Annotated in this window: 18 protein-coding genes, 3 rRNA genes and 1 pseudogene; 5 read left to right on the top strand and 17 right to left on the bottom strand. The window is 59.6% G+C overall.

From position 1 onward, the window contains the following. The first annotated feature begins 54 nt into the window (after positions 1–54). Together JOE27_RS22325 and JOE27_RS22320 are read left to right on the top strand one after the other, a co-directional pair. Positions 55–975 (top strand): DMT family transporter, encoded by a 921-nt coding sequence (locus tag JOE27_RS22325; protein ID WP_115273008.1) that lies wholly within the window; start codon positions 55–57, stop codon positions 973–975. A gap of 24 nt (positions 976–999) precedes the next feature. After that, positions 1,000–1,917, top strand: coding sequence for an aldose 1-epimerase (locus JOE27_RS22320; RefSeq protein WP_204919929.1), 918 nt, complete (start codon positions 1,000–1,002; stop codon positions 1,915–1,917). A 2-nt stretch (positions 1,918–1,919) separates the two neighbouring features. On the opposite strand, the gene JOE27_RS22315 is transcribed toward JOE27_RS22320, so the two are convergent. The 11 genes and pseudogenes from JOE27_RS22315 to JOE27_RS22265 all read right to left on the bottom strand — a co-directional run bounded on the left by JOE27_RS22315 (position 1,920) and on the right by JOE27_RS22265 (position 16,842). Next, complete coding sequence (locus JOE27_RS22315; protein WP_204919927.1) at positions 1,920–2,816, bottom strand: LysR family transcriptional regulator; 897 nt, start codon at positions 2,814–2,816, stop codon at positions 1,920–1,922. A 51-nt stretch (positions 2,817–2,867) separates the two neighbouring features. Beyond that, complete coding sequence (locus JOE27_RS22310) at positions 2,868–4,898, bottom strand: pyridoxamine 5'-phosphate oxidase family protein (RefSeq protein ID WP_204919925.1); 2,031 nt, start codon at positions 4,896–4,898, stop codon at positions 2,868–2,870. A 27-nt stretch (positions 4,899–4,925) separates the two neighbouring features. Continuing rightward, positions 4,926–5,549, bottom strand: a complete 624-nt coding sequence (locus JOE27_RS22305) for a glutathione S-transferase (protein ID WP_161872278.1) — start codon at positions 5,547–5,549, stop codon at positions 4,926–4,928. Positions 5,550–5,723: 174 nt separating this feature from the next. Beyond that, positions 5,724–6,278 carry a UPF0149 family protein gene (locus JOE27_RS22300; protein WP_119688380.1) on the bottom strand — a complete coding sequence of 185 codons (555 nt, stop codon included), beginning with the start codon at positions 6,276–6,278 and terminating at the stop codon, positions 5,724–5,726. Positions 6,279–6,369: 91 nt separating this feature from the next. After that, positions 6,370–7,359, bottom strand: a complete 990-nt coding sequence (locus JOE27_RS22295) for an asparaginase (RefSeq protein ID WP_204919923.1) — start codon at positions 7,357–7,359, stop codon at positions 6,370–6,372. Further along, complete coding sequence (locus JOE27_RS22290; RefSeq protein ID WP_115273013.1) at positions 7,356–8,510, bottom strand: hypothetical protein; 1,155 nt, start codon at positions 8,508–8,510, stop codon at positions 7,356–7,358. The genes JOE27_RS22295 and JOE27_RS22290 overlap by 4 nt, the downstream gene beginning before the upstream one ends. Before the next feature lie 10 nt (positions 8,511–8,520). Then, positions 8,521–9,416, bottom strand: a pseudogene (locus tag JOE27_RS22285) (nitrilase family protein). Positions 9,417–9,922: 506 nt separating this feature from the next. After that, positions 9,923–11,566, bottom strand: a complete 1,644-nt coding sequence (locus JOE27_RS22280) for an acetolactate synthase large subunit (protein WP_039604766.1) — start codon at positions 11,564–11,566, stop codon at positions 9,923–9,925. Between the two features lie 282 nt (positions 11,567–11,848). Next, positions 11,849–11,964 (bottom strand): 5S ribosomal RNA (gene rrf / locus JOE27_RS22275). Between the two features lie 131 nt (positions 11,965–12,095). Next, positions 12,096–14,987 (bottom strand): 23S ribosomal RNA (locus JOE27_RS22270). 318 nt (positions 14,988–15,305) lie between these two features. Further along, positions 15,306–16,842 (bottom strand): 16S ribosomal RNA (locus JOE27_RS22265). Together the 16S, 23S and 5S rRNA genes form the textbook arrangement of a ribosomal RNA operon. A 456-nt stretch (positions 16,843–17,298) precedes the next feature. Here JOE27_RS22265 and JOE27_RS22260 point away from each other — a divergent pair. Together JOE27_RS22260 and JOE27_RS22255 are read left to right on the top strand one after the other, a co-directional pair. Beyond that, on the top strand, positions 17,299–18,195 hold the full coding sequence (locus JOE27_RS22260; RefSeq protein WP_204919920.1) for a formate/nitrite transporter family protein: 897 nt from the start codon (positions 17,299–17,301) through the stop codon (positions 18,193–18,195). A gap of 222 nt (positions 18,196–18,417) precedes the next feature. Further along, positions 18,418–19,503, top strand: a complete 1,086-nt coding sequence (locus tag JOE27_RS22255) for a diguanylate cyclase (protein ID WP_204919917.1) — start codon at positions 18,418–18,420, stop codon at positions 19,501–19,503. Between the two features lie 14 nt (positions 19,504–19,517). On the opposite strand, the gene JOE27_RS22250 is transcribed toward JOE27_RS22255, so the two are convergent. Then, complete coding sequence (locus tag JOE27_RS22250) at positions 19,518–19,841, bottom strand: DUF2025 family protein (protein ID WP_196997598.1); 324 nt, start codon at positions 19,839–19,841, stop codon at positions 19,518–19,520. 184 nt (positions 19,842–20,025) lie between these two features. On the opposite strand from JOE27_RS22250, the gene JOE27_RS22245 reads away from it, so the two are divergent. Continuing rightward, on the top strand, positions 20,026–21,243 hold the full coding sequence (locus tag JOE27_RS22245) for a GAF domain-containing sensor histidine kinase (RefSeq protein WP_125924206.1): 1,218 nt from the start codon (positions 20,026–20,028) through the stop codon (positions 21,241–21,243). A 13-nt stretch (positions 21,244–21,256) separates the two neighbouring features. Here JOE27_RS22245 and JOE27_RS22240 read toward each other — a convergent pair whose 3' ends face one another. The 5 genes from JOE27_RS22240 to JOE27_RS22225 all read right to left on the bottom strand — a co-directional run bounded on the left by JOE27_RS22240 (position 21,257) and on the right by JOE27_RS22225 (position 24,910). Further along, positions 21,257–22,123: an HlyD family secretion protein gene (locus JOE27_RS22240; RefSeq protein ID WP_204919915.1), complete on the bottom strand. Its 867-nt coding sequence runs from the start codon at positions 22,121–22,123 to the stop codon at positions 21,257–21,259. Positions 22,124–22,134: 11 nt separating this feature from the next. Then, positions 22,135–22,341, bottom strand: a complete 207-nt coding sequence (locus JOE27_RS22235) for a DUF1656 domain-containing protein (protein WP_119688376.1) — start codon at positions 22,339–22,341, stop codon at positions 22,135–22,137. Then, positions 22,328–24,316, bottom strand: coding sequence for an FUSC family protein (locus tag JOE27_RS22230; protein WP_204919913.1), 1,989 nt, complete (start codon positions 24,314–24,316; stop codon positions 22,328–22,330). The genes JOE27_RS22235 and JOE27_RS22230 overlap by 14 nt, the downstream gene beginning before the upstream one ends. 180 nt (positions 24,317–24,496) lie before the next feature. Then, positions 24,497–24,613 (bottom strand): cytochrome c oxidase subunit CcoM, encoded by a 117-nt coding sequence (gene ccoM, locus JOE27_RS24950; protein WP_008097462.1) that lies wholly within the window; start codon positions 24,611–24,613, stop codon positions 24,497–24,499. A 135-nt stretch (positions 24,614–24,748) separates the two neighbouring features. Then, positions 24,749–24,910 carry a hypothetical protein gene (locus JOE27_RS22225; protein ID WP_174142042.1) on the bottom strand — a complete coding sequence of 54 codons (162 nt, stop codon included), beginning with the start codon at positions 24,908–24,910 and terminating at the stop codon, positions 24,749–24,751. Between the last annotated feature and the right edge of the window lie 14 nt (positions 24,911–24,924).

Below are 24,924 nucleotides of genomic sequence, written 5' to 3'. Positions count from 1 at the left end.
CAGCGATGGGCTGCGCAACAGCCTCCTGAACACACCTGCAAATGGATCATGCACATGGCTGTCGCTGCTTCTGTCTCCCTTTTCCCGCGCAAGCTGGCGGTCGCGCTACTGGCGCTGCTGGCCTGCTCGTTCGCCGGCAACCACATTGCCGCGCGCATCGCCTTCGATGACGACACCGGCGTGCTGTTGGCCATCCTCTGTCGTTCCGGCATCACCTTCCTGGTGCTGGCGAGCCTGGTGCTGTGGCAGCGCCAACCGCTGAGCCTGCCGGCTGGCACGCGGCACTGGCAATTGCTGTTGGGCCTGTTGATCGCTACCCAGAGCCTGTGCCTGTACTCGGCCGTGGCGCGCATTCCGGTTGCCTTGGCGCTGCTGGTAGGCAACACCTTTCCGATGCTGCTGGCGCTGCTCACCTGGGCGCTGGGCGGCGCTCGCCCGACCGGCCGCACCGTGCTGTTCATGGGGCTGATCCTGTGTGGCCTGGTGCTGGCGCTGGATGTACCTGGGCGCCTGGCCGATAACGGTGAGGCCAACCCGCACTGGCTACTGGGCGTGGGCCTTTCGTTCTGCGCCGCCTGCGTGTTCGCCTGCGCGTTGTGGATCACCGACCACAAACTGGCTGCGGTTCGCGGCCCGGTGCGCAGCTTGCTGACCCTGCTGATCGTGTTCGCCAGCATGCTGGTGGCGGGGGCCAGCGGGGTGATGCCCTCGGGGTTGTCGCTGCCGGCCAGCGCCAGCGGCTGGACGGCCTTGGCCAGCCTGGTGGTGCTGTATGGCGTGGCCTTCACCTTGCTGTTCGTCTGTGTGCCACGGCTGAACATGGCGCAGAACGCGCCAGTGATGAATATCGAGCCCATCGCCACGTTGCTGCTGGGCTGGGCGTTGCTGGATCAGCGCCTGGGCACCTGGCAATTGGTCGGCGCCGCCGTGGTGGTGTGCGGCATCGTGCTGCTGACCTATCGTCGGGCCAGCTGACCCGCTTTGTGAAAGGAGCCCCTGATGGCTGTCACCGAACTGCAGCTGCAAGACCGCCTGACCCGCCTGACCCTGGCGCCCGAGCTGGGCGCCAGCCTGATCAACTGGGAGGTGAAGGCGACCGGGCAGGCGCTGTTGCGCCATACCGATCAGGCAGCGCTGGCCAGCGGTACACCGCGCCAACTGGGGTGCTACCCGTTGGCGCCCTGGTCCAACCGTATTGCCGAGGGTGGTTTTGCAAGGCCCGAGGGTTGGCTGGCCCTGGCGCCCAACACCACACACGACCCGTATCCGATCCATGGCACCGCCTGGCAGCAGGCCTGGCAGGTGGCTCATCACAGTGAGCGAAGTGCAAGGCTGACGCTCCAGAGCAGCGTGCCGTTCGCCTACCGGGCGGTACTGGATGTGCATTTGCATGAAGGCCGCCTGAGGCTTGACCTGCAGGTAACGCATCTGGATGAGCCCGCTACCTGGTATGGACTGGGGTTGCATCCTTACTTCCCGCGCTACCCTGACACCCGCCTGCAGGCAGCAGCGCAGCACGTGTGGCTGGCCGAAGAGGGGCGGTTGCCGTCGTACACGGCAGCGGTGCCTCAAGACTGGCGCTTCGATGCGCCGGCCAGCCTGCCGGGCACCGTGGTCGACCATGCGTTCGGCGGGTGGGCCGGGGACTGCGTGATCGAGCAACCCGGGGCCGGTTATCGACTGGTATGCAGCGCCAGCGGTGCCGAGCATTTCTTGCTGTTCTGCCCCCAGGACAAGCCGTTCTTCTGCTTTGAACCGGTCAGCCATCCGATCAATGCCCACCACCTGCCGGGGCAACCGGGTTTGCGCTTGTTGCGCCAGGGTGAAGAAATGAGCCTGGGGTTCAGCCTGGAGTACCAGGCGATCCAAACGGTTGTCAGCGAGCGACCGCAACCGGGCGAACCGAAGGCAGGATGACTTCAGTCCAGCCCTTGGGCCCGCAGCTCATGCGCCAGCATGTCGACGAACATGCGCACCTTGGCTGAACCGTGCTTGCTTTCGCGGTGCAGCACATGGATCGGCCATGGGGCTTCCTCATAGTCGGCCAGTAGCACCTGTAACTGCCCGCTGGCGATCTCGTCCACCACCTGATAGGACAGCAACCGGGCAATCCCCAGCCCGCCCACCGCCGCTGCGATCGCACCGTCGTTGCTGGTCACGGTGAGCCTGGGCTTGATGCGCACCAGGGTCGGTTCGTCCGTCACGCCGAAGCGCCAACCGGCACGCGGCGAGAGGTTGGTGGTGGCGATCACCGCATGCGCCGGCAAGTCCGAGGGGTGCTGCGGCACACCATGGCGCGCCAGGTATTCAGGCGAGGCGCAGAGCATGCGCCTGACCCTGCCTACGCGCAGAGCCTTGAGGCCGGAGTCGGGCAGCGGACCGATACGCACCGCAACGTCCATGCCCTCCTCGACCATGTTGACGATGCGGTCGAGGAAGTAGGCGGATACGTCCACCTCGGGGTACCGCTGCAGATAACGCACGATGCTCGGCATGACGAATTTCTTGCCGAACAGGATGGGCGCGGTGACGGCCAGCTCGCCTTTGGGCGTGGCGTTGATGCCGGCGGCGGCCTCGTTGGCCTCAGAGATGCTGGCGAGGATGTGGCGGGTGTCCTCAAGATAGCGGCTACCCGCCTGGGTCAGGCGCACGCTGCGCGTGGTACGTTGCAGCAGTTTGACGCCGAGCATGTCCTCAAGCGCGCTGACAGCGCGGGTCACTGCAGCGGGCGAGATGTCCAGACGGCGGGCGGCAGCAGCGAAGCTTTCCAGCTCGCCTACCGCGACGAACACCTTCATCAGGTGAATCTGGTCCATGCCGGCTCCTGGGTATCGTGGGTAGAGATTATCTGCTATCTGCAGGCAGCATCAAATATCCAGTACCAGCGCCTGCCCGCCCTCCTGCGCTTTGCCCGGCACCGCGCAGCAGATCAGCACTGTCCCCGCTTCCGGCATCTGGGCAGGCGGGTTCGGGTAATGCACCTGCCCGCTCACCACCTTGGTCTTGCAGGTGCCGCACGAACCGCCCCGGCAGCTGAAGTCCGGCGACAACCCACGGGCTTCGGCAAGTTCGAGCAAGGTACCACCGCCCGGTGCCCAGCGCGCCTCCTTGGCCGAGCTGGCAAAGTACACCGGCACTGGCTCGCTGGCAGCCGGTGGCTGCTGCAGCGTCGGCTGGTTGTCATCGGTATGACGCCTGAGCGTCGACGGGCCGAAGGCTTCTGCATGAATGCGCTTGTCCGGCACGTGTATGGCGCGTAACCCTTCATACAGGTCCTGGGTAAAGCTGGCCGGCCCACACAGGTAGAAGTCATAGTCATCCAGCGCCAACTTCGCTTTCACCTGCTCGATCGCCAGGCGCCCGGCATGTTCATAGTCGCGTCCTGGTACTGCGTCGTCCTCCGGCTGGCTAAGGGAGCGATGCACACTCAACAGGCCGCCTGCCTGCTCGTACAACGCGGCCAGTTCCTGCTGAAATGGCAAGTCAGCGAGGCGGCGGGCGCCGTGGAACAGGTGAATTCGCCGCGTCTGCTGCCGGGCCAATTGCTCGCGCAACATGGCGATCAGCGGGGTAATACCTACGCCTGCACCAATCAGCACGATGGGCCTTGTACTGTCGCCGTCCAGGGTAAAACTGCCCATGGGCAGCCGCACGTCGAGCAGGTCGCCCACGCCGACCTGTTCGTGCAAATACCGCGAAGCCGCACCCTGGGCCTTGACGCTGATGCGCAGGTGGCCGTCCGATGGCGCGCAGGACAGGCTGTAGGTGCGAATCAACGGCGTGTCGCCTCCCACCGAGAGACGCACAGGAATGTGCTGGCCTGGGGCGAACGTTACCGGCCTGTCTGGCGCAAGGTAGAACGAGCGGATGTCTCGGCTCTCCTGCTCTACCCGCTCCACACGCCAGGTCAGCCATTGGCGCTGCCGTTCGCGCTGCTGCTGGCGCTGCTCGGCCTCAGCCCAGGTACCGGTCATCAGGCTGGTCGGTGCGTATTCCTGGAAGGCCCAGCGCAACGACACGCCAGCCCGGCGCAGCACGACCTGTTCGACCTGAAGCGTCCATAGCCGCTCGGCGCCCTCGAAGTCTTTGATCAGCGGGCTGTCGAGCAAAATATCGGTGCGCCCCGTCACTTGCAGCACGTTGCCGTTGCTGAAATCGACGAACAACAACCCTGCCTGCGGATTTTCCAACAGGTTGCCGAGGGTATTGAAGTGCAAGTTGCCGGCATAGTCGGGGATGGTCAGGCGGTTGCCGTCGACCTTGACGAACCCGGCCCGGCCGCCGCGGTGCGAGACATCCACAGCGCGATGGCCGTCTTGGTGGTCAATGTAGCTGGCGACAAAGAAGGTGTCTGCCTGCTCGATCATCGTCACTGCGTGGGTATCCAGTACGCTGGAGTCCAGCCTGCCCTGCTGCGGCTCATCGACACGCGTGTAAGCGCGCAGCTGAATGTACTGGGGACAATTGCCGAAGGCATGCTCCACCATCACCGCCAGCGGGCCACCGCTCCCTTGCTGGATAAGCCCGTTGATGCGGTTGCGCCGGCGGCTGTGCAACTCGATGCCGAGCAGGCCGACAGCACCGCCTGCGCCCAGGCCTGGCGTTGCCGGGTCGTCGCTGGCGAGTTGGGTGTCGATCAGCAATTGCCGTGGGTCGGGCGAGCTGACGAAGCCTTCGGGGCCTTCAAGCAGCGTCGCCCACGGTTTGCCCTGGGCATCCACGGCGCCTGCGACCAGGAACGGCAGTTGCCGGTAGAACTCGCGGTGTTGGTCGGGCATGTAGTCACGGATGACCTTCTGCCCGAACACCTCCATGCGCTGCGCCACACCGGCCTGCTCCTGCAGCCGTTTTTCGCCAACGTGCCAGGGCGAGGGTCGAGGGTCAGGGGTTTGTTGCATGGCGGCGTTCCTCGGTTGGATTGCGGCTCAGGCGTTGGCTTGCAGGCCCACGGCGGTACGTGGCATGGCGACGAAGCCTGGCAGCGCTTCGATGCGTGCCAGCCAGGCGCGTACGTTGGGGTACGGCTCCAGCGAGACGTTGCCCTCGGGGGCATGGGCGATGTAGGAGTAGTTGGCCACATCAGCGATGGTCGGCTGGTCGCCCACCAGGAATGGCGACTCGGCCAGTTCGCGGTCCATCACCTTGAGCAAGGCGTGGGCGCGACCGATGACTTCGTCGGTGTTGAATGAGGCGCCAAACACTGTAACCAGACGGGCAGCGGCCGGGCCGAAGGCGAGCGGCCCTGCGGCGGTGGACAACCAGCGTTGCACACGGGCAGCGGTGACCGGGTCATGGGGCAGCCAATGGCCGGCTTTGTCGTACGTGCTGGCCAGGTAGACGAGGATGGCGTTGGAGTCGGCAATGACAGTACCGTTGTCATCGATCACCGGCACCTGGCCGAGGGGGTTGAGGGCGAGGAATTCCGGCTGCTTGTGCGCGCCCTTGGCCAGGTCCACGAACACCAGTTCGGTGGGCAGGTCCAGCAGCGACAACATCAGCTCGATGCGATGGGCATGGCCGGACTTGGGGAAGTTGTAGAGTTTGATCATGGTCTGTGCTCCAGGGTCGGCACCGGCGTGGTGCTGGTGGAGCACATGCTGCGCTGAATCGCTGAATTGCAGAATCAGTGCTGGGGGAAGATCATAATTTCGCGATGCGAAATAATCACTGGGTACCCAAGGCCCGTGGGCGGGGCAGACCCAAAAGGGCCCCGCCCCATCGGGTCAGTGGCGCTGCTGCTTCTGATACCGATACAAGCCCTTCGCCGCTGCGACCACATGTGGCACGCAGGCCTGCAGCTCATCGAAACTCATGGTATCGAGCAGCTCGAAGTTATCCTCCAGCCCGTGCAGCGAAATAGCCTTGAGCAATTGATCCTGCTCGGGCGGAAGGTCGCCCCATTGTGCGATCTGGGTAGCGCGCATGTAGCCAAAGCACCACTCTTCCATGATGATCGCCGGCCCTTCCTCGCTTTCACTTTCTTCGAACACCGGCTCGAAGCCGTCGACGTTCTGCGCAAGCTGTTCCGCCACCTGGTGGGCATAGCGCAGCATCAGTGCCGTATAGGCTTCTTCATGGGCAGGCTTCTTGAACTTCGGCACCTTGCCACCGGCGACCGCAGGCAACCACTGCTCAGGGTTGACCCGCGACGGCGAGCTGGCCAGGCCGGTGAAAAAGCCGTTGAGCTCGGCAAGGTTGAGTACCGAATAGTCGTTGCCGTAGGTGATCAGCAGGTCTTCCAGGCGGTGGAGTTCTTTTTCGCTGAGGGGGGGGAGCATGGTTGCACATCCTGAAAAGCAAAAGTGTGTGCACCCTATCACAGCGACGGATCAAGGGCTGCCCACAGCCACAGAGCTGCGGGCATTTACCCTATTGGGGTAGCCAGGTGCACAGCGACGACTGTTGCCCCGTGCCGAGTAGCAGCCACAACAATATTCGACACTTGCGCGGGCAGAGTTGTCCGGCCATGTGTACGCCTTTGGACTGCAAGTCGATCTCGGCACCCGCAAAACCATAGGTGGCCCGAGCGGTGGTACCACTTCCGGTGCGGGTAGCGACAATCACCGGCAGGTTCGCCGCCAGCTCACCCAACACATCGGACCAGGCGCTGGAAACGTGCCCGGCACCAAACCCGGATATGACCAGCCCCTCGAAGCCAAAGGCCGCAACAGCCTGCAGCAAGGTTGTGTCTGCATCCAGGCAAGCTTCCAGCAGCGCAACCCGGTGCTCGACGCGTTCGGGGAGCGGTAGCACCTTGCGCGGGCAAGGCGGTTGACGATAAACCGCCAAGCCTTCTACGAGTTCACCAACGGGCCCACTGCCAGGCGACTCGAACGCGGCCATCGACAGGCTGGCAGTCTTGCGTACCCGTGTTGCGCAGTGGATCTGGTCGTTGATCACTACCAGCGCACCTCTTCCCCTGCTAGCGTGAGCCAGAGCTACCTGCGTCGCCGCCAGCAGATTGGCCGGCCCATCGCTCCCCGGCTGGCTGGGCGGGCGCATTGCACCGGTAAGCACCAGCGGTGCGTCGAAAGGCCAGAGCAGGTTGAAAAAGTAGGCCGTCTCCTCCAGCGTATCGGTCCCCTGAGTGAGTATCACTGCCTGCGAGCCACCTTCGATTTCAGCGCGAGCCCAGGCCAGCACATCCAGAAGCATCCCGAAACTCAGTGAGGCACTAGGGACCAGACACAGCGTGGCCACTTCAAGGTGCGCCATTTCGCGCAAGTGAGGTAACAAGGCCAATTGCCTCTCACAGTCGAGACTTGGCGTCACCCCCCGCCCCGGTTCACCAGCCTGCATGCTGGCTGTTCCTCCCAGGCTGGCAATCGACAAGCGAGGCAAATTTTCAACTTCCGTCATACGCCAACTCCCGTAACAAGCCCGACCAGCGGCACGATACCTAATGTACTGATGGCCATGGATAGAACGTTACCGATATAGCCATGCATATGGCTCGGTAACCGCTGGCTGATGGCCACAGCCAACGGCGGTGCGATCAGCGCGCCCAATACTGCGCTGAGCATGACCACCTGCCAGCTACCGCCATGGGTCAGCACTGCGGCAGGAACAACCGACACAATGGGAATGTAGGTGGGATACCAGCCACGTGCTTGCCACTGACGACGCCAGATCACTACACCAACCAGTGAAGACAACCCCTGCCCGGCCACCAGCTGAACAACCAGTTGCGAGCCATAGGCGGGTGCAGCGGGCGCTAGCATGTAGGCGGCCAGCACACCCAGCAAGAGCCCCAGACTGGCCAGTTCATTTCCGAAAAATGGCCCTTCGCTGAAATCGGCCAGAACTCGCCTGAGTGACCAGACCACGCCATAGTCCGGGTTTGGCGCAACAGCCTGCAACGTCTCGGGCCTGCGGCCGCGCTCGACCAGCGATGGAAAGCGCCTGCACAGCATGAAAGCCATCACGCTTGCTACAGCCATCCCGCTGACATTGCCGATCACGGCAGGCAACTGCAGGGGGTAGCACAGGTAATTGACCAGCAACAGGCTGGCTGGTGCTACCAGCAGTGCGCCCAACACCGCACCGGTAATCGTCACCTGCCAGCCGCCACCAAACAGCAGAACCATGGCAGCAGGCAGCGAGACGAAGGCGACGAATGTGGGTTGCCAGGCGCCACTGGCCAAGGTCCAGCCCCACAAGGCATGACTGAGCAGCAAGCCAAGCAGCGAGCTGATGAAAACCCAGGGCCACAAGCCACTGCCATAACAGATGGCGAAGCCCTGGCAACGGTAGCCACGGATATAGGCCCAATGCGCCAGGCAAGCGCCGAGCAGCAAGCCGAGGGCGGGTAGTTCATGCTTGTAAAAAGTGACTTCGCTGATGTCTGCGATTATCCAGCGCAGGCGGCTCAGTGGCTGATCCAGTTTCGCAGTCCACTGTGCATAATCCGGCCATTGACCAAGCACCAGGCTGGCAGCCAGCAATACTGTCAGGCTGGCCAGCATCAATGCTGGGATCAATTGCTGAGGCGAAATGAGTTTAACCTTCATTTCCGTCTCCTCAGCGAGGCATCGGTGCATGCATGCGATAGCCGAGCGTGGCGTCGTAAAGATCTGTACGCCGGTCTCGCGGCAAGTCGTTGAGGCTGTTCCAGATTGGCGCCGAACGGGCTGCGCTGAGATCGACATCGGCATAGAGGATGGTTTCGTGATCTGCGCTGGCCGTTTCACCGATGGGTCATCCGTTGGTCCCGGCGATCAGCGAACAACCCAGAAAACGGCCTCCCCGCTCGCTACCGATTCGGTTGGCGGCGGCGATATAGACATTGTTGACGTGTGCTGCCGTCATGGTGAGGTATGAAGCCATGCAACGTCCGGCAGCATCGAACAGCGGTGGTGGCGTCCATACCCAGTTGTTCAGGCTGCAGAGGATGTCGGCACCTTGCGCCGCCATCAGGCGTGGGACCTCGGGAAACCAGATATCCCAACAGATCAACAAACCTATACGCCCGATGGGCGTTTCGAAGACTGGGAAGCCCAGGTCGCCGGGGGTGAACCACAGCTTTTCCTGATTCCACAGGTGGGCCTTGCGGTAATGCCCAAGCATCCCCTCAGGCCCGAACAGCACTGCACTGTCATAGAGTTTCAGACCATCGCGTTCCGCGAAGCCTGCGGCCAGATAAACCTGTTGTTCCTGCGCAAAGTCCGCCCACGCCTGCAGGCTGGCCCTTCCTGTAGCGTCTGGGCATGAGCATAGGCTTCGGCACGCGACTGAAAGGTATAACCGGTGTTTGCCAGTTCAGGCAGCACAATCAGGTTGGCACCTTCGCGAGCAGCTCGCCGGGCCAGGGCCAACCCGTGTTTCAGGTTGCCATCGCGATTGTCTAGCCCAACCTGAGGGTCGTACTGAATGACGGCGATTTTTACCGGGCTTATGGGGAGGCATAGTTCGGACATGGCGGCTTCCTTTTTTGGTTGTTGTGGAAGAGCGCCAGTAAAACGGGGTCAGGCTGGGGAGCGACAGTCAGCGCACTCCCACAGACCTGTGGGAAAAGCGAAGACCTCCGGTAAGACTTATCTACCTGATAGCCACGAATTCCATTACCTACAGCATCTGATAATGCGGGTAGTGATCAAAGGTGAAATCGATCATCCAAACAAAAGGTCTGGTGGTTTCGGGAAGCGCAGCCCAAGGTTGCGAGGTTGAAGGAGGCTCAATGGCCAGTTTGGCGGGGTGGTTGTATGACGATCCAATCGTCATGTTCTCGTGTTCTCCATGGGGCTTGAGAACCAGAGTGGTGAATCGTGAGATCTGAGCGGTGGTGAATATATGCGCGCCAACGAGCGCAGGCCCTGCTCTGTAGAGCCTGATCGCCGACAAACCGCCCCACTTGCCAATCACTGGCCAAAGAGACCAGTGATATTCCCGTGGGAACAGCTTGCCGGCGATCGGGCCTTAAGGCTTACACCGCCAGCGCGCGCTCACGCAGCTCGCTGTTGAGGATGCGGTCGTTCTCGCTGTAGTCGACCGGGCAGTCGATCACGTGCACGCCCGGGGTCTTGATGCAGTGCTCGAGCAGCGGCAGCAAACCTTCGGCGCTTTCCACGCGGTGGCCATTGGCACCGTAGGCTTCGGCGTACTTGACGAAGTCCGGGTTGCCGTAGTCCAGGCCGAAATCGGTGAAGCCCATGTTGGCCTGCTTCCAGCGGATCATGCCGTAGCCATCGTCACGCAGGATCACCACGGTAACGTGCATGCCCAGACGGACTGCGGTTTCCAGCTCCTGGCTGTTCATCATGAAACCACCATCGCCACACACCGAGATCACCGGGCGGTCCGGGTACACCAGGTGCGCTGCCATGGCCGACGGCAGGCCGGCGCCCATGGTCGCCAGGGCGTTATCGAGCAGTACGGTGTTGGGCTTGTGGGCCTTGTAGTTGCGCGCGAACCAGATCTTGTAGATGCCGTTGTCCAGGGCGACGATACCTTCGGACGGCAGAACACGACGGATGTCGGCAACCAGGCGCTGAGGGTAGACCGGGAAGCGGTCATCGTCGCCGCCTTCGGCGATCTGGGCTTCGTTGGCTTCACGAATCGCCATGAGGCGGGTGAAGTCCCAGTGCGAGGTGTCGCCCAGGCCTTCAGCGATCTGCCAGACGGCGTTGGCGATGTCGCCGATCACTTCTACCTGCGGGAAGTACACGGCGTCGACTTCGGCGGAACGGAAGTTGATATGAATGACTTCGGTGCCGCCACGGACCATGAAGAACGGCGGCTTCTCGATCACATCGTGGCCGATGTTGACGATCAGGTCAGCCGCTTCGATCGCACGGTGCACGAAATCACCGGACGACAACGCAGCGTTACCCAGGAAGCGCGGGCTGCGCTCGTCAACCACACCCTTGCCCAGCTGGGTGGTGACGAACGGGATACCGGTCTTATCGACCAGTTGCTTGAGGACCTTGGCGGTCATCTTGCGGTTGGCGCCGGCACCGATCACCAGGATAGGGCTGCGGGCGGTGCGCAGTTTCTCGATGGCAGCTTCGATAGCCACGTGCTCGGCCAGCGGACGGCGGTGCAGGCTGCGCGGGATCGGCATGGCATCGGTCTGCTCGGCGGCGATGTCTTCCGGCAGCTCCAGGTGCACGGCGCCCGGTTTTTCTTCTTCGGCCAGGCGGAACGCTTCACGCATGCGCGAAGGGATGTTGTCGGCCGAGGCGAACTGGTGGGTGTACTTGGTGATGGGGTCCATCATGCCGCACACATCGATGATCTGGAAGCGGCCCTGCTTGGACTTCTTGATCGGCTTCTGGCCGGTAATCATCATCATCGGCATGCCGCCCAGGTAGGCGTACGCACTGGCGGTTACCAGGTTGGTCGCGCCAGGGCCCAGGGTCGACAGGCTGACGCCGGTCTTGCCGGTCAGGCGGCCATAGGTGGCTGCCATGAAGCCCGCAGACTGCTCGTGGCGGGTCAGTACCAGCTTGATCTTCGACTTGCGCAGGGATTCCAGCAGGTCGAGGTTTTCCTCACCAGGAATGCCGAACACATACTCGACACCTTCGTTTTCCAGGCATTGCACAACGACATCGGCGGCCTTGGCCATCTTGCTTGTAACCTCAGTTGTATAGGACGGTGAAGGTCCAGAAATGCGCAGCACGGCACGCTGGCATCGCTATGTCCGGGCGCGAGGATGCCCCGAACCTAAGCCTTGACGCAGCTTGGGCAGGGCAAAGTCACGTAAATGAACAGGAATAATTGTCGCACCCTTCGGCGCGTTTGCGCAGGTGCGAGAGGGACAAAACATCTTTGCCTGGAGAAAGGTGTGCGAATATCGGAAAGACAAAACCCCTACCTGCTCGCGCAGATAGGGGTTTTGCGAAATGAATCTTGACGATGACCTACTCTCACATGGGGAAACCCCACACTACCATCGGCGATGCATCGTTTCACTACTGAGTTCGGGATGGGATCAGGTGGTTCCAATGCTCTATGGTCGTCAAGAAATTCTGTAGCCAGAATGTCCAGATGGACAGCCCAGCGAATTCGGATATGCGATAGTTGTGATGTTGCGAACTTTCGGTTCTTTCGTCTTCACCACCACAATCTGCAGAAGCAAATTGCTTGGGTGTTATATGGTCAAGCCTCACGGGCAATTAGTATTGGTTAGCTCAACGCCTCACAGCGCTTACACACCCAACCTATCAACGTCGTAGTCTTCGACGGCCCTTTAGGGGATTCAAGATCCCAGTGAGATCTCATCTTGAGGCAAGTTTCCCGCTTAGATGCTTTCAGCGGTTATCTCTTCCGAACATAGCTACCCGGCAATGCCACTGGCGTGACAACCGGAACACCAGAGGTTCGTCCACTCCGGTCCTCTCGTACTAGGAGCAGCCCCTCTCAAATCTCAAACGTCCACGGCAGATAGGGACCGAACTGTCTCACGACGTTCTAAACCCAGCTCGCGTACCACTTTAAATGGCGAACAGCCATACCCTTGGGACCGGCTTCAGCCCCAGGATGTGATGAGCCGACATCGAGGTGCCAAACACCGCCGTCGATATGAACTCTTGGGCGGTATCAGCCTGTTATCCCCGGAGTACCTTTTATCCGTTGAGCGATGGCCCTTCCATACAGAACCACCGGATCACTAAGACCTACTTTCGTACCTGCTCGACGTGTTTGTCTCGCAGTCAAGCGCGCTTTTGCCTTTATACTCTACGACCGATTTCCGACCGGTCTGAGCGCACCTTCGTACTCCTCCGTTACTCTTTGGGAGGAGACCGCCCCAGTCAAACTACCCACCATACACTGTCCTCGATCCGGATAACGGACCTGAGTTAGAACCTCAAAGTTGCCAGGGTGGTATTTCAAGGATGGCTCCATGAGAACTGGCGTCCCCACTTCAAAGCCTCCCACCTATCCTACACAAGCAAATTCAAAGTCCAGTGCAAAGCTATAGTAAAGGTTCACGGGGTCTTTCCGTCTAGCCGCGGATACACTGCATCTTCACAGCGATTTCAATTTCACTGAGTCTCGGGTGGAGACAGCGCCGCCATCGTTACGCCATTCGTGCAGGTCGGAACTTACCCGACAAGGAATTTCGCTACCTTAGGACCGTTATAGTTACGGCCGCCGTTTACCGGGGCTTCGATCAAGAGCTTCGCTTGCGCTAACCCCATCAATTAACCTTCCGGCACCGGGCAGGCGTCACACCCTATACGTCCACTTTCGTGTTTGCAGAGTGCTGTGTTTTTAATAAACAGTCGCAGCGGCCTGGTATCTTCGACCGGCATGAGCTTACGGAGCAAGTCCTTCACCCTCACCGGCGCACCTTCTCCCGAAGTTACGGTGCCATTTTGCCTAGTTCCTTCACCCGAGTTCTCTCAAGCGCCTTGGTATTCTCTACCTAACCACCTGTGTCGGTTTGGGGTACGGTTCCCAGTTATCTGAAGCTTAGGAGCTTTTCTTGGAAGCATGGCATCAACCACTTCGTCGCCTAAAGGCAACTCGTCATCAGCTCTCGGCTTTGAGATCCCGGATTTGCCTAAGATCTCAGCCTACCACCTTAAACTTGGACAACCAACGCCAAGCTGGCCTAGCCTTCTCCGTCCCTCCATCGCAATAACTGGAAGTACAGGAATATTAACCTGTTTTCCATCGACTACGCTTTTCAGCCTCGCCTTAGGGACCGACTAACCCTGCGTCGATTAACGTTGCGCAGGAAACCTTGGTCTTTCGGCGTGCGAGTTTTTCACTCGCATTGTCGTTACTCATGTCAGCATTCGCACTTCTGATACCTCCAGCAAGCTTCTCAACTCACCTTCACAGGCTTACAGAACGCTCCTCTACCGCATCACCAAAGGTGATACCCGTAGCTTCGGTGCATGGTTTGAGCCCCGTTACATCTTCCGCGCAGGCCGACTCGACTAGTGAGCTATTACGCTTTCTTTAAAGGGTGGCTGCTTCTAAGCCAACCTCCTAGCTGTCTAAGCCTTCCCACATCGTTTCCCACTTAACCATGACTTTGGGACCTTAGCTGACGGTCTGGGTTGTTTCCCTTTTCACGACGGACGTTAGCACCCGCCGTGTGTCTCCCATGCTCGGCACTTGTAGGTATTCGGAGTTTGCATCGGTTTGGTAAGTCGGGATGACCCCCTAGCCGAAACAGTGCTCTACCCCCTACAGTGATACATGAGGCGCTACCTAAATAGCTTTCGAGGAGAACCAGCTATCTCCGAGCTTGATTAGCCTTTCACTCCGATCCACAGGTCATCCGCTAACTTTTCAACGGTAGTCGGTTCGGTCCTCCAGTCAGTGTTACCTAACCTTCAACCTGCCCATGGATAGATCGCCCGGTTTCGGGTCTATACCCAGCGACTAAACGCCCTATTAAGACTCGCTTTCGCTACGCCTCCCCTATTCGGTTAAGCTCGCCACTGAATATAAGTCGCTGACCCATTATACAAAAGGTACGCAGTCACCTAACAAAGTAGGCTCCCACTGCTTGTACGCATACGGTTTCAGGATCTATTTCACTCCCCTCTCCGGGGTTCTTTTCGCCTTTCCCTCACGGTACTGGTTCACTATCGGTCAGTCAGTAGTATTTAGCCTTGGAGGATGGTCCCCCCATGTTCAGACAAAGTTTCTCGTGCTCCGTCCTACTCGATTTCATTGATAAGAGATTTTCGTGTACGGGGCTATCACCCACTATGGCCGCACTTTCCAGAGCGTTCCACTAATCTCAAATCAACTTAAGGGCTGGTCCCCGTTCGCTCGCCACTACTAAGGGAATCTCGGTTGATTTCTTTTCCTCAGGGTACTTAGATGTTTCAGTTCCCCTGGTTCGCCTCTTGCACCTATGTATTCAGTACAAGATACTCAGCTTATGCTGAGTGGGTTCCCCCATTCAGAGATCTCTGGATCACAGTCTGTTTGCCGACTCCCCAAAGCTTATCGCAGGCTACCACGTCTTTCATCGCCTCTGACTGCCAAGGCATCCACCGTATGCGCTTCTTCACTTGACCATATAACCCCAAGCAATCTGGTTATACTGTGAAGACGACATTCGCCGAAAATTCGCATGTTGCTCTTTCGAGCAGAACTCACAAATTTTACCTTAGCCTGATCCACCAGCAGTGAAACTGGTGTTCAGTCTATTTCTATCACATATCCGAATTTTTAAAGAACGATCTGACAAAAGCCAGAAATCAACATTCAAACCGAATGTTCATTTCTGAGTTCTGATCAGGAACAGCGCTGGACCTATATTTAGGTCCTGATCGCCTTTTACAAAGAATCAAGCAATTCGTGTGGGAGCTCATCAGCAGGCTGATGTCGTCGATTAAGGAGGTGATCCAGCCGCAGGTTCCCCTACGGCTACCTTGTTACGACTTCACCCCAGTCATGAATCACACCGTGGTAACCGTCCTCCCGAAGGTTAGACTAGCTACTTCTGGTGCAACCCACTCCCATGGTGTGACGGGCGGTGTGTACAAGGCCCGGGAACGTATTCACCGCGACATTCTGATTCGCGATTACTAGCGATTCCGACTTCACGCAGTCGAGTTGCAGACTGCGATCCGGACTACGATCGGTTTTGTGAGATTAGCTCCACCTCGCGGCTTGGCAACCCTCTGTACCGACCATTGTAGCACGTGTGTAGCCCAGGCCGTAAGGGCCATGATGACTTGACGTCATCCCCACCTTCCTCCGGTTTGTCACCGGCAGTCTCCTTAGAGTGCCCACCATAACGTGCTGGTAACTAAGGACAAGGGTTGCGCTCGTTACGGGACTTAACCCAACATCTCACGACACGAGCTGACGACAGCCATGCAGCACCTGTGTCAGAGTTCCCGAAGGCACCAATCCATCTCTGGAAAGTTCTCTGCATGTCAAGGCCTGGTAAGGTTCTTCGCGTTGCTTCGAATTAAACCACATGCTCCACCGCTTGTGCGGGCCCCCGTCAATTCATTTGAGTTTTAACCTTGCGGCCGTACTCCCCAGGCGGTCAACTTAATGCGTTAGCTGCGCCACTAAAATCTCAAGGATTCCAACGGCTAGTTGACATCGTTTACGGCGTGGACTACCAGGGTATCTAATCCTGTTTGCTCCCCACGCTTTCGCACCTCAGTGTCAGTATCAGTCCAGGTGGTCGCCTTCGCCACTGGTGTTCCTTCCTATATCTACGCATTTCACCGCTACACAGGAAATTCCACCACCCTCTACCGTACTCTAGCTTGCCAGTTTTGGATGCAGTTCCCAGGTTGAGCCCGGGGCTTTCACATCCAACTTAACAAACCACCTACGCGCGCTTTACGCCCAGTAATTCCGATTAACGCTTGCACCCTCTGTATTACCGCGGCTGCTGGCACAGAGTTAGCCGGTGCTTATTCTGTCGGTAACGTCAAAACACTAACGTATTAGGTTAATGCCCTTCCTCCCAACTTAAAGTGCTTTACAATCCGAAGACCTTCTTCACACACGCGGCATGGCTGGATCAGGCTTTCGCCCATTGTCCAATATTCCCCACTGCTGCCTCCCGTAGGAGTCTGGACCGTGTCTCAGTTCCAGTGTGACTGATCATCCTCTCAGACCAGTTACGGATCGTTGCCTTGGTGAGCCATTACCCCACCAACTAGCTAATCCGACCTAGGCTCATCTGATAGCGCAAGGCCCGAAGGTCCCCTGCTTTCTCCCGTAGGACGTATGCGGTATTAGCGTTCCTTTCGAAACGTTGTCCCCCACTACCAGGCAGATTCCTAGGCATTACTCACCCGTCCGCCGCTGAATCAAGGAGCAAGCTCCCGTCATCCGCTCGACTTGCATGTGTTAGGCCTGCCGCCAGCGTTCAATCTGAGCCATGATCAAACTCTTCAGTTCAATACTGCTTGGGTTTTTAAGAAACCCTAAACTTGGCTCAGCAATCTCAAATGACTATGTGATTTCTCGCATGGTCACTTGTGATGCTGATAATCTTTCTGACTATCAGTCCGTACTCACAAGCACCCACACGAATTGCTTGATTCGATTTGTTAAAGAGCGTTTGGTTAAGAGCTTTTCATCTCAACCGAGGCGCGCATTCTACGCTTTCCTCATTTGCTGTCAAGCGTTTGTTTTGAAGTTTTTTTGAATCTGCTTTCTTTCAAAAGCCTTGAACTTCAACAACTTACCGCCTGCCTCGTAGCGTTCAACGCTGCGAGGAGGCGAATAATACGCGGTTTGAAATTTGAGTCAACACCTTGATCTAAAAAACTTCAAGATGCATTTTGCAGCCGCCCGGCAACTAAATGCATGAACCATCGCTCTGTAGATAAACACTCCGTGGAGGGCAATGGCATGAGCGATGCGCAGAGCGAGAAGACCCCTGGCCTGTCGGCTGATGAAGAGAAGGAAGTCAGCCATAACCAACCCCCGAGGGCGGCGGTTCTGCACGAGATCATTCGCTACCAGGGCGACCAGGAACTGGAGCGCACCCTCGCGGCGCTGTGGTGGTCGGCCCTGGCAGCAGGCCTGACCATGGGCCTTTCATTCATGGCCATGGGGCTGTTCTACGCTCGCCTGCCGGAGGGTGAGAGTGCCCAGGTTGTCGCCAGCATTGGCTACAGCGCAGGCTTTCTTGCGGTGATCCTGGCGCGTCAGCAACTGTTTACTGAAAACACCATCACAGCGGTGCTGCCGATCATGACAACGCCGACCTTCGCCAACCTCGGGCGCCTTTTGCGGCTGTGGGGCGTAGTGCTGGTCGGCAACCTGGCAGGCACCTTGCTGGTCGCCTGGGTCATGCTCGAACTACCCATTTTCGACAGCAAGACGGATGTCGCCTTCCTCGATATCGGCCGCAAGGTGATGGAGAACGATATCAGCCAGATGTTCGCCAAGGGCATTGTATCGGGCTGGATGATAGCGACCATGGTGTGGATGATCCCCTCCATGGAGCACGCCAAGATCTGGATCATCCTGATGATCACCTACCTGATGGCCCTGGGCGACTTCACTCACATCGTCGTAGGCTCGGTCGAGGTGTCCTATCTGGTCTGGGCCGGAGACGAATCCTGGCGCAGCTTCTGGCTTGAGTTTGCCCTGCCGACCCTGGCCGGGAACATCATTGGTGGCAGCTTCATTTTCGCGCTGATCAGCCACGCGCAGGTGCGCAGCGACAGCGGCAAGCCACCTTCGCAGCTATTAAAGGATGAAAAAAAGTCTTCATTCGGCAAGCAGGACAACAAGCAATGACCTTCAGCGCACTGCCATAGCAGGCTCGGGCCCGCCAATGGAGTCCGCCATGGGCATCATGAGTGGCAAGCCACCAGGCACAAATAACATGCGGTCACCCATAGGGGCCGCATCAACCGTGAATTGGCTTGCAAGGTCATTTTTCGTCAATGGCAGACTGTTGAACACTATTGACGTGAGTTGTGCGATAAACGGCGACTCAGCAGAAGAACGACCACCATCATGGACAACCGCAGCGGCAAGGGACTTTCTTTCGTCAGGCGTATCTACCTGCCGCGCATGATCGGCCTGGGCATTGGCCTGTTCAGCGTCGCTGCAGCGGTCGCGCCACTTTCGCCCCCCACCTGGGCATGGTTGCTGCTGCTCTTCAACGGCTTGCTCTGGCCCCATGTGGCCTACCAGTGGGCACGGCGGTCGATTGCACCGTACCAGGCGGAACAGCGCAACCTGCTGCTGGATTCACTGATGGGTGGTTTCTGGACCGCAGCCATGCATTTCAACCCCCTGCCCTGCGTCACTGTGCTCTCGATGATGACCATGAACAATGTGGCCGCTGGCGGCAAACGCTTGGTCATGCGAGGGCTAGTGGCGCAACTGGTCGGCATGCTGCTGGCCAGCGCACTGCTGGGCACAGGGTTACAGCTCAACGCCACACCACTGCAGATCTTTGCCTGCCTGCCAATGCTGACACTCTATCCACTGGCCCTGGGCTGGGTGTGCTACCGCCTGGCGATCAAGCTTGCCGAACACAAGCGCCGCCTTCGCGACCTGAGCCTGACTGACAGCCTGACCGGGCTGCTCAATCACGGCGCCTGGAAGGACCTGCTCCTGCTGCGCTTCCAGGCTTGCCAGAACTTGCAAATGCCATCAGTGATTGCCCTGATCGATATCGACCATTTCAAGACCATCAATGACACGTTCGGCCACGTGATCGGCGATTGCGTGCTGCGACAGATGAGCGACGAGCTCAGACGCAACCTGCGGGCGGGCGACCTGGCAGGGCGTTATGGTGGCGACGAATTTTGCGTGATTCTGCCCGATACCAGTGAGCGTGAGGCCAGGCAGGCCATGGAGCGTCTGCGCGAGCGCATCGTTTGCTACCGTGACCCGCAACTGCCGCATTTGAAAGTCAGCCTTAGTATCGGCATGGCAGCCTACCGGGCAGACCTCCAATCCCCCGAACACTGGCTGGAACAGGCAGACAAGGCACTCTACTGCGCCAAGCGACGCGGTCGCGACCAGGTCAATTTCGACCATGATGAGGCCACGGCGCTTCAGCCGGCATCCCTGGCAGAATATCCTCGCTGACCGCCGTTACGCTGTCAGCAGCGCAACGAGCGCTGCGCCAGAATTTCCGGCAGGTCACTGCGCCGCAGATACTGGCGCAATGGTTCGGCAATATTCAGCCGGTCGTCCACATGCTGATCCAGCAACAGCGCCAGGCGTTGCCGACACAGCGCCATGCGCGCGCCCTGCTCCGGCCGCCAGACGAACTCACTGCACGGGATGATGCTCTCGTCAGCCACGTCCATACCGAACGCGTCTTCGGAAAAGCGCACGATATGAACGCCGCGCTTGCCATGAAAGCCGACAAAGCCCTTGAGCTGGTCGGCAGCACTGCAGATGTCCTGGGATGTGATGGCCATGTCGAAACCTCGCAAATGATTGGAAGTGACGCACGCCAGGCGAAAACCGGTCGCCTCTTTTGGGCAACGCGTTGGGCCAGCCTAACGCAAGTGGCAGCGCTCTCGCCAAGTTTTTCGTCATCCCCCAGCAGCTCCGCTAGACTGCATGGTTGACAGCTTTTCGTCGCCGACATTGGGACCGTTCATGCCCGACGCCATCAACGCAGATATCGCCACCATTGGCCGCATCAATGCAGTACCTGCCATCCTTCAGGTCATCTGCGAAACGACCGGCATGCAGTTTGCCGCCGTGGCGCGCGTCACCGACAACAGCTGGACAGCCTGCGCCGTACTCGACACCTTGGGCTTCGGCCTGAACGTGGGCGACGACCTCGATGTGGCCACCACCCTGTGTCACGAGGTCAAGACCACCCACCGGACCATCGTGATCGACAAAGCCAGTGAAGACGAACAATATTGCAGGCATCACACACCTAAGCTTTATCGCTTCGAAAGCTACATTTCAGTCCCGGTCGTGCGTAGCGATGGCCGTTTTTTTGGCACCATCTGTGCGCTTGACCCGGCCCCGGCAGCGCTCAAGGGCAGCGCCATCGTGCCCATGATGGCGTCTTTTGCACGCCTGTTGGCCATCCAGATAGAGAGCGAAGAAAAAGCACAGCACACCGAGCGCGCCCTGCGTGAGGAACGCGCATTGGCAGAAGTGCGCGAACAGTTCATCGCAGTGCTTGGCCATGATCTGCGCAATCCTCTGTTTGCCATCACCGCAGGCGCCGAACTGTTGACTCAGCGCCTGGACGACGACAAGAACCGCGCGATCGCCCGCCACATTCATACTTGCGGGCAGCGGGCCTCACAGCTTGTGCGCGACGTGCTGGACTTTGCCAGAGGCCGGCTGGGCAACGGCATCCCGTTGAACCTGCAGCCCTGTCCAGACCTGAGCGAAGGCCTCTGGCATGTGGCCTCGGAGCTTCAGCATGTGCATCCGCAGCGGCAGATTCTGCTGGAGATCGGTGACATCAGCGGTCTGTGCTGTGATCGCGAACGGGTGACCCAGCTACTCTCCAACCTTATCGCCAACGCGCTGGCCCATGGTGCACCTGACGGGCCGGTAACGGTCAGGGCGGCCATCGCCGATGGGGAGTTCGTGCTCAGCGTGCACAACTACGGGCACCCCATCGCCGCACAAACGCTGGACCACTTGTTCCAGCCATTCACCAGGCCGCTGTCTGCGGCGCCAAGACAGGGGCTTGGCCTTGGCCTTTACATAGCCAATCAGATTGCCCTGGCCCACGGCGGACGCATGGAGGTCATCTCCGACAAGCAACGAGGCACGCTATTCAGCTTTCACTTGCCGGCCGTTCCCCTGAGGCAAGTGCCGGGGCCGTCGACCATCGGGCTGTAACGCATCGCCCTGATCACTCGGGCGACTCCTCGTGCACCTGCACGCTGGCCGTCATCCCCGCGCTGAGGTTCATGCCTTCGGGAATGTCGTCCAGCCGGATGCGCACAGGTATTCGCTGGGCCAGCCTTACCCAGTTGAAGGTTGGCTCAACCTCCGGCAACAACTGGCTGTCAGGGTTACTGTTACTGTCGGTGATACCCCGGCTGATGCTTTCCACATGCCCCTGCATGGCCTCTCCTGCCCCCATCAGCCAGACCTTCACCGAATCGCCCACGCGTATGCGCGGCAATTTGGTTTCCTCGAAGTAGGCCTGGATAAAAAAGGTCGAGTCATCCACCAGGGCCATTACCGACTGGCCGGCATTCACATAGTTGCCCTGAGCCAGGCGCAAGTTGGTGATGTGCCCACTGCGGGGGGCTCGCACTTCACTGCGCGCAAGGTTGATTTTCGCCACCTGTAACTGAGCTTGCGCCTCATGCAACTCACCGCGGGCAATGGCGGCATTGATTTGCGCGTTTTCGCGCAGCTCGGCACTGATCGCCCCGGGCCCCAATGCCGTGCGCCGCGCAGCTTCGCGCTCGCGCAGGTGCAACTGCTGGGCACGCGTTTCTGCCACAGCGCTGGCCTGATCGAACGCGGCCTGGAAGCGCTCACGATCTATGCTCATCAACAGGTCGCCAGCCTTGACCCGCTGGTTGTCCTGCACCTTGAGCTCACGCACCCAGCCGGACACGTCGGGCGCGATGACCACTACGTCGGCCCGCACCCGTGCATCACGTGTCCATGGGGTGAGCATGTAGTACTGCCAGAGTTTATAGCCGGCCAGAACGGCGATGGCGACCACGCAGAGGGTCACCAGGGTACGGACGACAGCACGCATCGAATCACTCCTTACAAAGGCCCCAGCAGGCGGACTACCAGGTACAGCACACAAACGAACAGCGCTGCGTCGAACAGCGCTTCATGCCAGATCCAGCGCCCCAACGGCGTGGCGTGCACGACAAGGCGCAACAAACCGGTAAGCACCAGGGCCATCAGCACATAGATCAGAAAAGGGCTGAGCAGCACGCCGCCCAACGCCCACTCACGCAACCCCATGGGCTTCCTCCTGCCAGCGGCACCACTTGCCCCAGCTTTTCTGCAACTGCAATACCGCCCCTTCGGCCAGGCGTAACGGGTCACTCGACGGCAGGCGTTGCAGCGCCGCGATGAATCGCTCGCTGGCGGCATCCAGGCGCTGCCCTCGTCCGGCTGCCGGCCCGCTGGCCAGGGCTGTCTCCAGTTGCTGCAGATATTCACGTTCGGCATCACCCAGCGGCGCCTGGGCGACTGCCAGGCACATGCGCAAATGCAGCAGTTCGTCGCCGATGTCCAGGCCATGCAGGCCATCGTCCCAACGCTTGCGTTCGGCCTCGGGCAGCTCGCCGGCGTGCCGTGCCAATTGCATCAGACGGTCGGCCATGCGCCCGCCAAACCAGCTGTCGGCACCTCGCAGGTCGCGCCGGGCCAGGCGCACCAGGTCGCTTTGGGTCGCCGCGCGCAGGCGCCGGCCAAGCCAGGCCGGGTGGCGGAACACCAGCAGGCGAAACGCCATGACCGCCGCACCTACACCCACCAGCATGGCCAGCGCACTGTTGAACATGCTCGCCACACCGAACTGCATGGCATTGAGCGGCGACACCAGTACGATGAAGTGCAGGCAATAAGAAGTCGCCGTGGCCCCGGTGCGCGGGTGAGCCATACCCATAGCCCCAAAGAACAGAGGTACGCCCATCCCCAGGCAAAGCATTGCAAAACTGCTCCACTGCGGCAGGATGATCTGCCCCACCAGCAATGCCGTCGGGATCGCCAGCAGGATGCCACGCAAGAAGCTGAGCCCGATCTGCGCACCATTTTCACGGCTGGCGAACAGGCTGCAGACCACACACGTCAACACCAGGCCACCGGGCGCAGAGGGCCAGGCAGTGGCGAGCCAGAAACCACTCATCACCAAAAATGCCAGCGCACTGCGTGAACCGAACAGCAACGCCAGCGACCAGTCGCGGTGGGCAGCCAGCCCCTGCGCAACATCCTTCGGCGCCCTGCCCACTTCGACATCATCGAGTGCCTGGGTGGCAGCCATGGCGTAGTCCAGTAGCAGGGTCATGCGGGCCAGGCAAAAATGCTCGGCAGAGCTGATCTGCTCATCATGCGCGGCGTCCCAGATGCGCTGACGCAACAACAACAGGCTCGGCTGATCGGGCTTGGCCAACAGGGCGCGCACTTCTTCCAGCCATGGGCCAAGACGCAGGGTTTGCTGTTCATCCAGTTGCCGCCACTGGCGACGCACCGAGCGTGAGATCCGCAGCAGCACCATCAGTTTCTGGCTCAGGCCACGAATGGCCCTTGCCCGCTGGCGCCCACGCGGGCCCTCGAACCAGGCATGTTCGCGCTGGGTATCGATGGCAACGATACGCCCCAGGATCTCCAGCAGGCCTTGGCGCGCTTGGTCTTCACCGCCAAGCATGGCACTGGCCGTCTGGAAACCGCTGTGCCAGGCCTGGCGCGCCTGCCCGGCAAGTTGCTGCTCCACGCGCATCGGCCAGAGCAACGCGCTGGTGGCCGTTGCACAGAAGATCCCCAGGCAGATCTCGGTACAGCGCGCCACCGCCTGATCGAACACTTGCAGGGGCTTGTCGATCGCGGGCAAAGCAATGATCGCTGCGGTGTAGCCGGCCAGCACAAAGGCATAAGCCCAGGCGCTTCGCAGTTGGGTCGAAGCCGCGGTACACAGGGCCAGCCACAACGCCAGCGTGATGAGAAAAAGCCATGGCGTCTGCGCGAACAGGCCGATGAACAGCACTGACATGAAGGTGCCGACCAAGGTCCCGGCCAAGCGAGCAAGGCCCTTCTGTATCACCATGCCAGACAGGGGTTGGGCCACGATGAACGCGGTCATCAGCGCCCAGGCCGGCTGCTCCAGCCCCCAGCGCATGGCCAGCCACAGGGCAAGGCCGCCGCCAAGCAGGGTTTTGATGGCGAATTTGATGGCGAGGCTGCTGGGTGCGAACAGGGCCTGGAAGGTGATGGGCACGAAACGGACCTTGCGGGGGATGATCTGGTAAACGATAGACAATGAAGGGAAGGATAATGCTGAAACAAATAATTAGCTAGCTAATCATCTTTAGGCGCTGTCATATCAACCGATCAAGGCAAAAAAAAATGGGCGACCGAAGTCGCCCTAAATGCCTTGCGTGCCCGTGAACCTGGAAGGTCAGCGCGGCTTGCGCTTGTTCGAGTCCTTCCAGATGAAAATGCCAAGACCGGCAAAGAATGCGAACATCAACCCGACCGTTACCACACCAGCGATAACCACATTGTCGAAGAACATGTTGGCCTCCCGATTCGTTTGCCGTTGTCCGATGGATGCAAGGTAACGAATACGGGGGACGGGGAAATTGATCGAGGTCAATGGTGCCCGGAGCCGGGCACGCGAGGCGGGTGCAGGGTTGACCTGCGTCAAGTTTCAGCGCTTCTTGGGCTTGTTCTTGGGCTTCTTTTTCTTCGCCTTGCCCAGCGGCATGGCTTGCTCGAACGCCTGACGCACTTCGTTCAGGCGCTTTTCCTTGAGGTCGTGCACGCGCTTGGCACGTTCGGCATCGAAGTCGATGAGGTTGTCTTGGCTCATGGGCGGGCTCGAGG

It is taken from the genome of Pseudomonas sp. M5 (genome assembly GCF_016907075.1).
In the GTDB taxonomy this organism is placed as follows: Bacteria; Pseudomonadota; Gammaproteobacteria; order Pseudomonadales; family Pseudomonadaceae; genus Aquipseudomonas; species Aquipseudomonas putida_E.
The sequence above is the reverse complement of the archived record's forward strand: the minus strand, read 5'-3'. Positions and strand labels throughout refer to the sequence as shown.

Coding starts and splice junctions, on each gene's coding strand:
- JOE27_RS22325 (WP_115273008.1), top strand. CDS start 55: ATGGCTGTCGCTGCTTCTGTCTCCCTTTTCCCGCGCAAGCTGGCGGTC.
- JOE27_RS22320 (WP_204919929.1), top strand. CDS start 1,000: ATGGCTGTCACCGAACTGCAGCTGCAAGACCGCCTGACCCGCCTGACC.
- JOE27_RS22315 (WP_204919927.1), bottom strand. CDS start 2,816: ATGGACCAGATTCACCTGATGAAGGTGTTCGTCGCGGTAGGCGAGCTG.
- JOE27_RS22310 (WP_204919925.1), bottom strand. CDS start 4,898: ATGCAACAAACCCCTGACCCTCGACCCTCGCCCTGGCACGTTGGCGAA.
- JOE27_RS22305 (WP_161872278.1), bottom strand. CDS start 5,549: ATGATCAAACTCTACAACTTCCCCAAGTCCGGCCATGCCCATCGCATC.
- JOE27_RS22300 (WP_119688380.1), bottom strand. CDS start 6,278: ATGCTCCCCCCCCTCAGCGAAAAAGAACTCCACCGCCTGGAAGACCTG.
- JOE27_RS22295 (WP_204919923.1), bottom strand. CDS start 7,359: ATGACGGAAGTTGAAAATTTGCCTCGCTTGTCGATTGCCAGCCTGGGA.
- JOE27_RS22290 (WP_115273013.1), bottom strand. CDS start 8,510: ATGAAGGTTAAACTCATTTCGCCTCAGCAATTGATCCCAGCATTGATG.
- JOE27_RS22280 (WP_039604766.1), bottom strand. CDS start 11,566: ATGGCCAAGGCCGCCGATGTCGTTGTGCAATGCCTGGAAAACGAAGGT.
- JOE27_RS22260 (WP_204919920.1), top strand. CDS start 17,299: ATGAGCGATGCGCAGAGCGAGAAGACCCCTGGCCTGTCGGCTGATGAA.
- JOE27_RS22255 (WP_204919917.1), top strand. CDS start 18,418: ATGGACAACCGCAGCGGCAAGGGACTTTCTTTCGTCAGGCGTATCTAC.
- JOE27_RS22250 (WP_196997598.1), bottom strand. CDS start 19,841: ATGGCCATCACATCCCAGGACATCTGCAGTGCTGCCGACCAGCTCAAG.
- JOE27_RS22245 (WP_125924206.1), top strand. CDS start 20,026: ATGCCCGACGCCATCAACGCAGATATCGCCACCATTGGCCGCATCAAT.
- JOE27_RS22240 (WP_204919915.1), bottom strand. CDS start 22,123: ATGCGTGCTGTCGTCCGTACCCTGGTGACCCTCTGCGTGGTCGCCATC.
- JOE27_RS22235 (WP_119688376.1), bottom strand. CDS start 22,341: ATGGGGTTGCGTGAGTGGGCGTTGGGCGGCGTGCTGCTCAGCCCTTTT.
- ccoM (WP_008097462.1), bottom strand. CDS start 24,613: ATGTTCTTCGACAATGTGGTTATCGCTGGTGTGGTAACGGTCGGGTTG.
- JOE27_RS22225 (WP_174142042.1), bottom strand. CDS start 24,910: ATGAGCCAAGACAACCTCATCGACTTCGATGCCGAACGTGCCAAGCGC.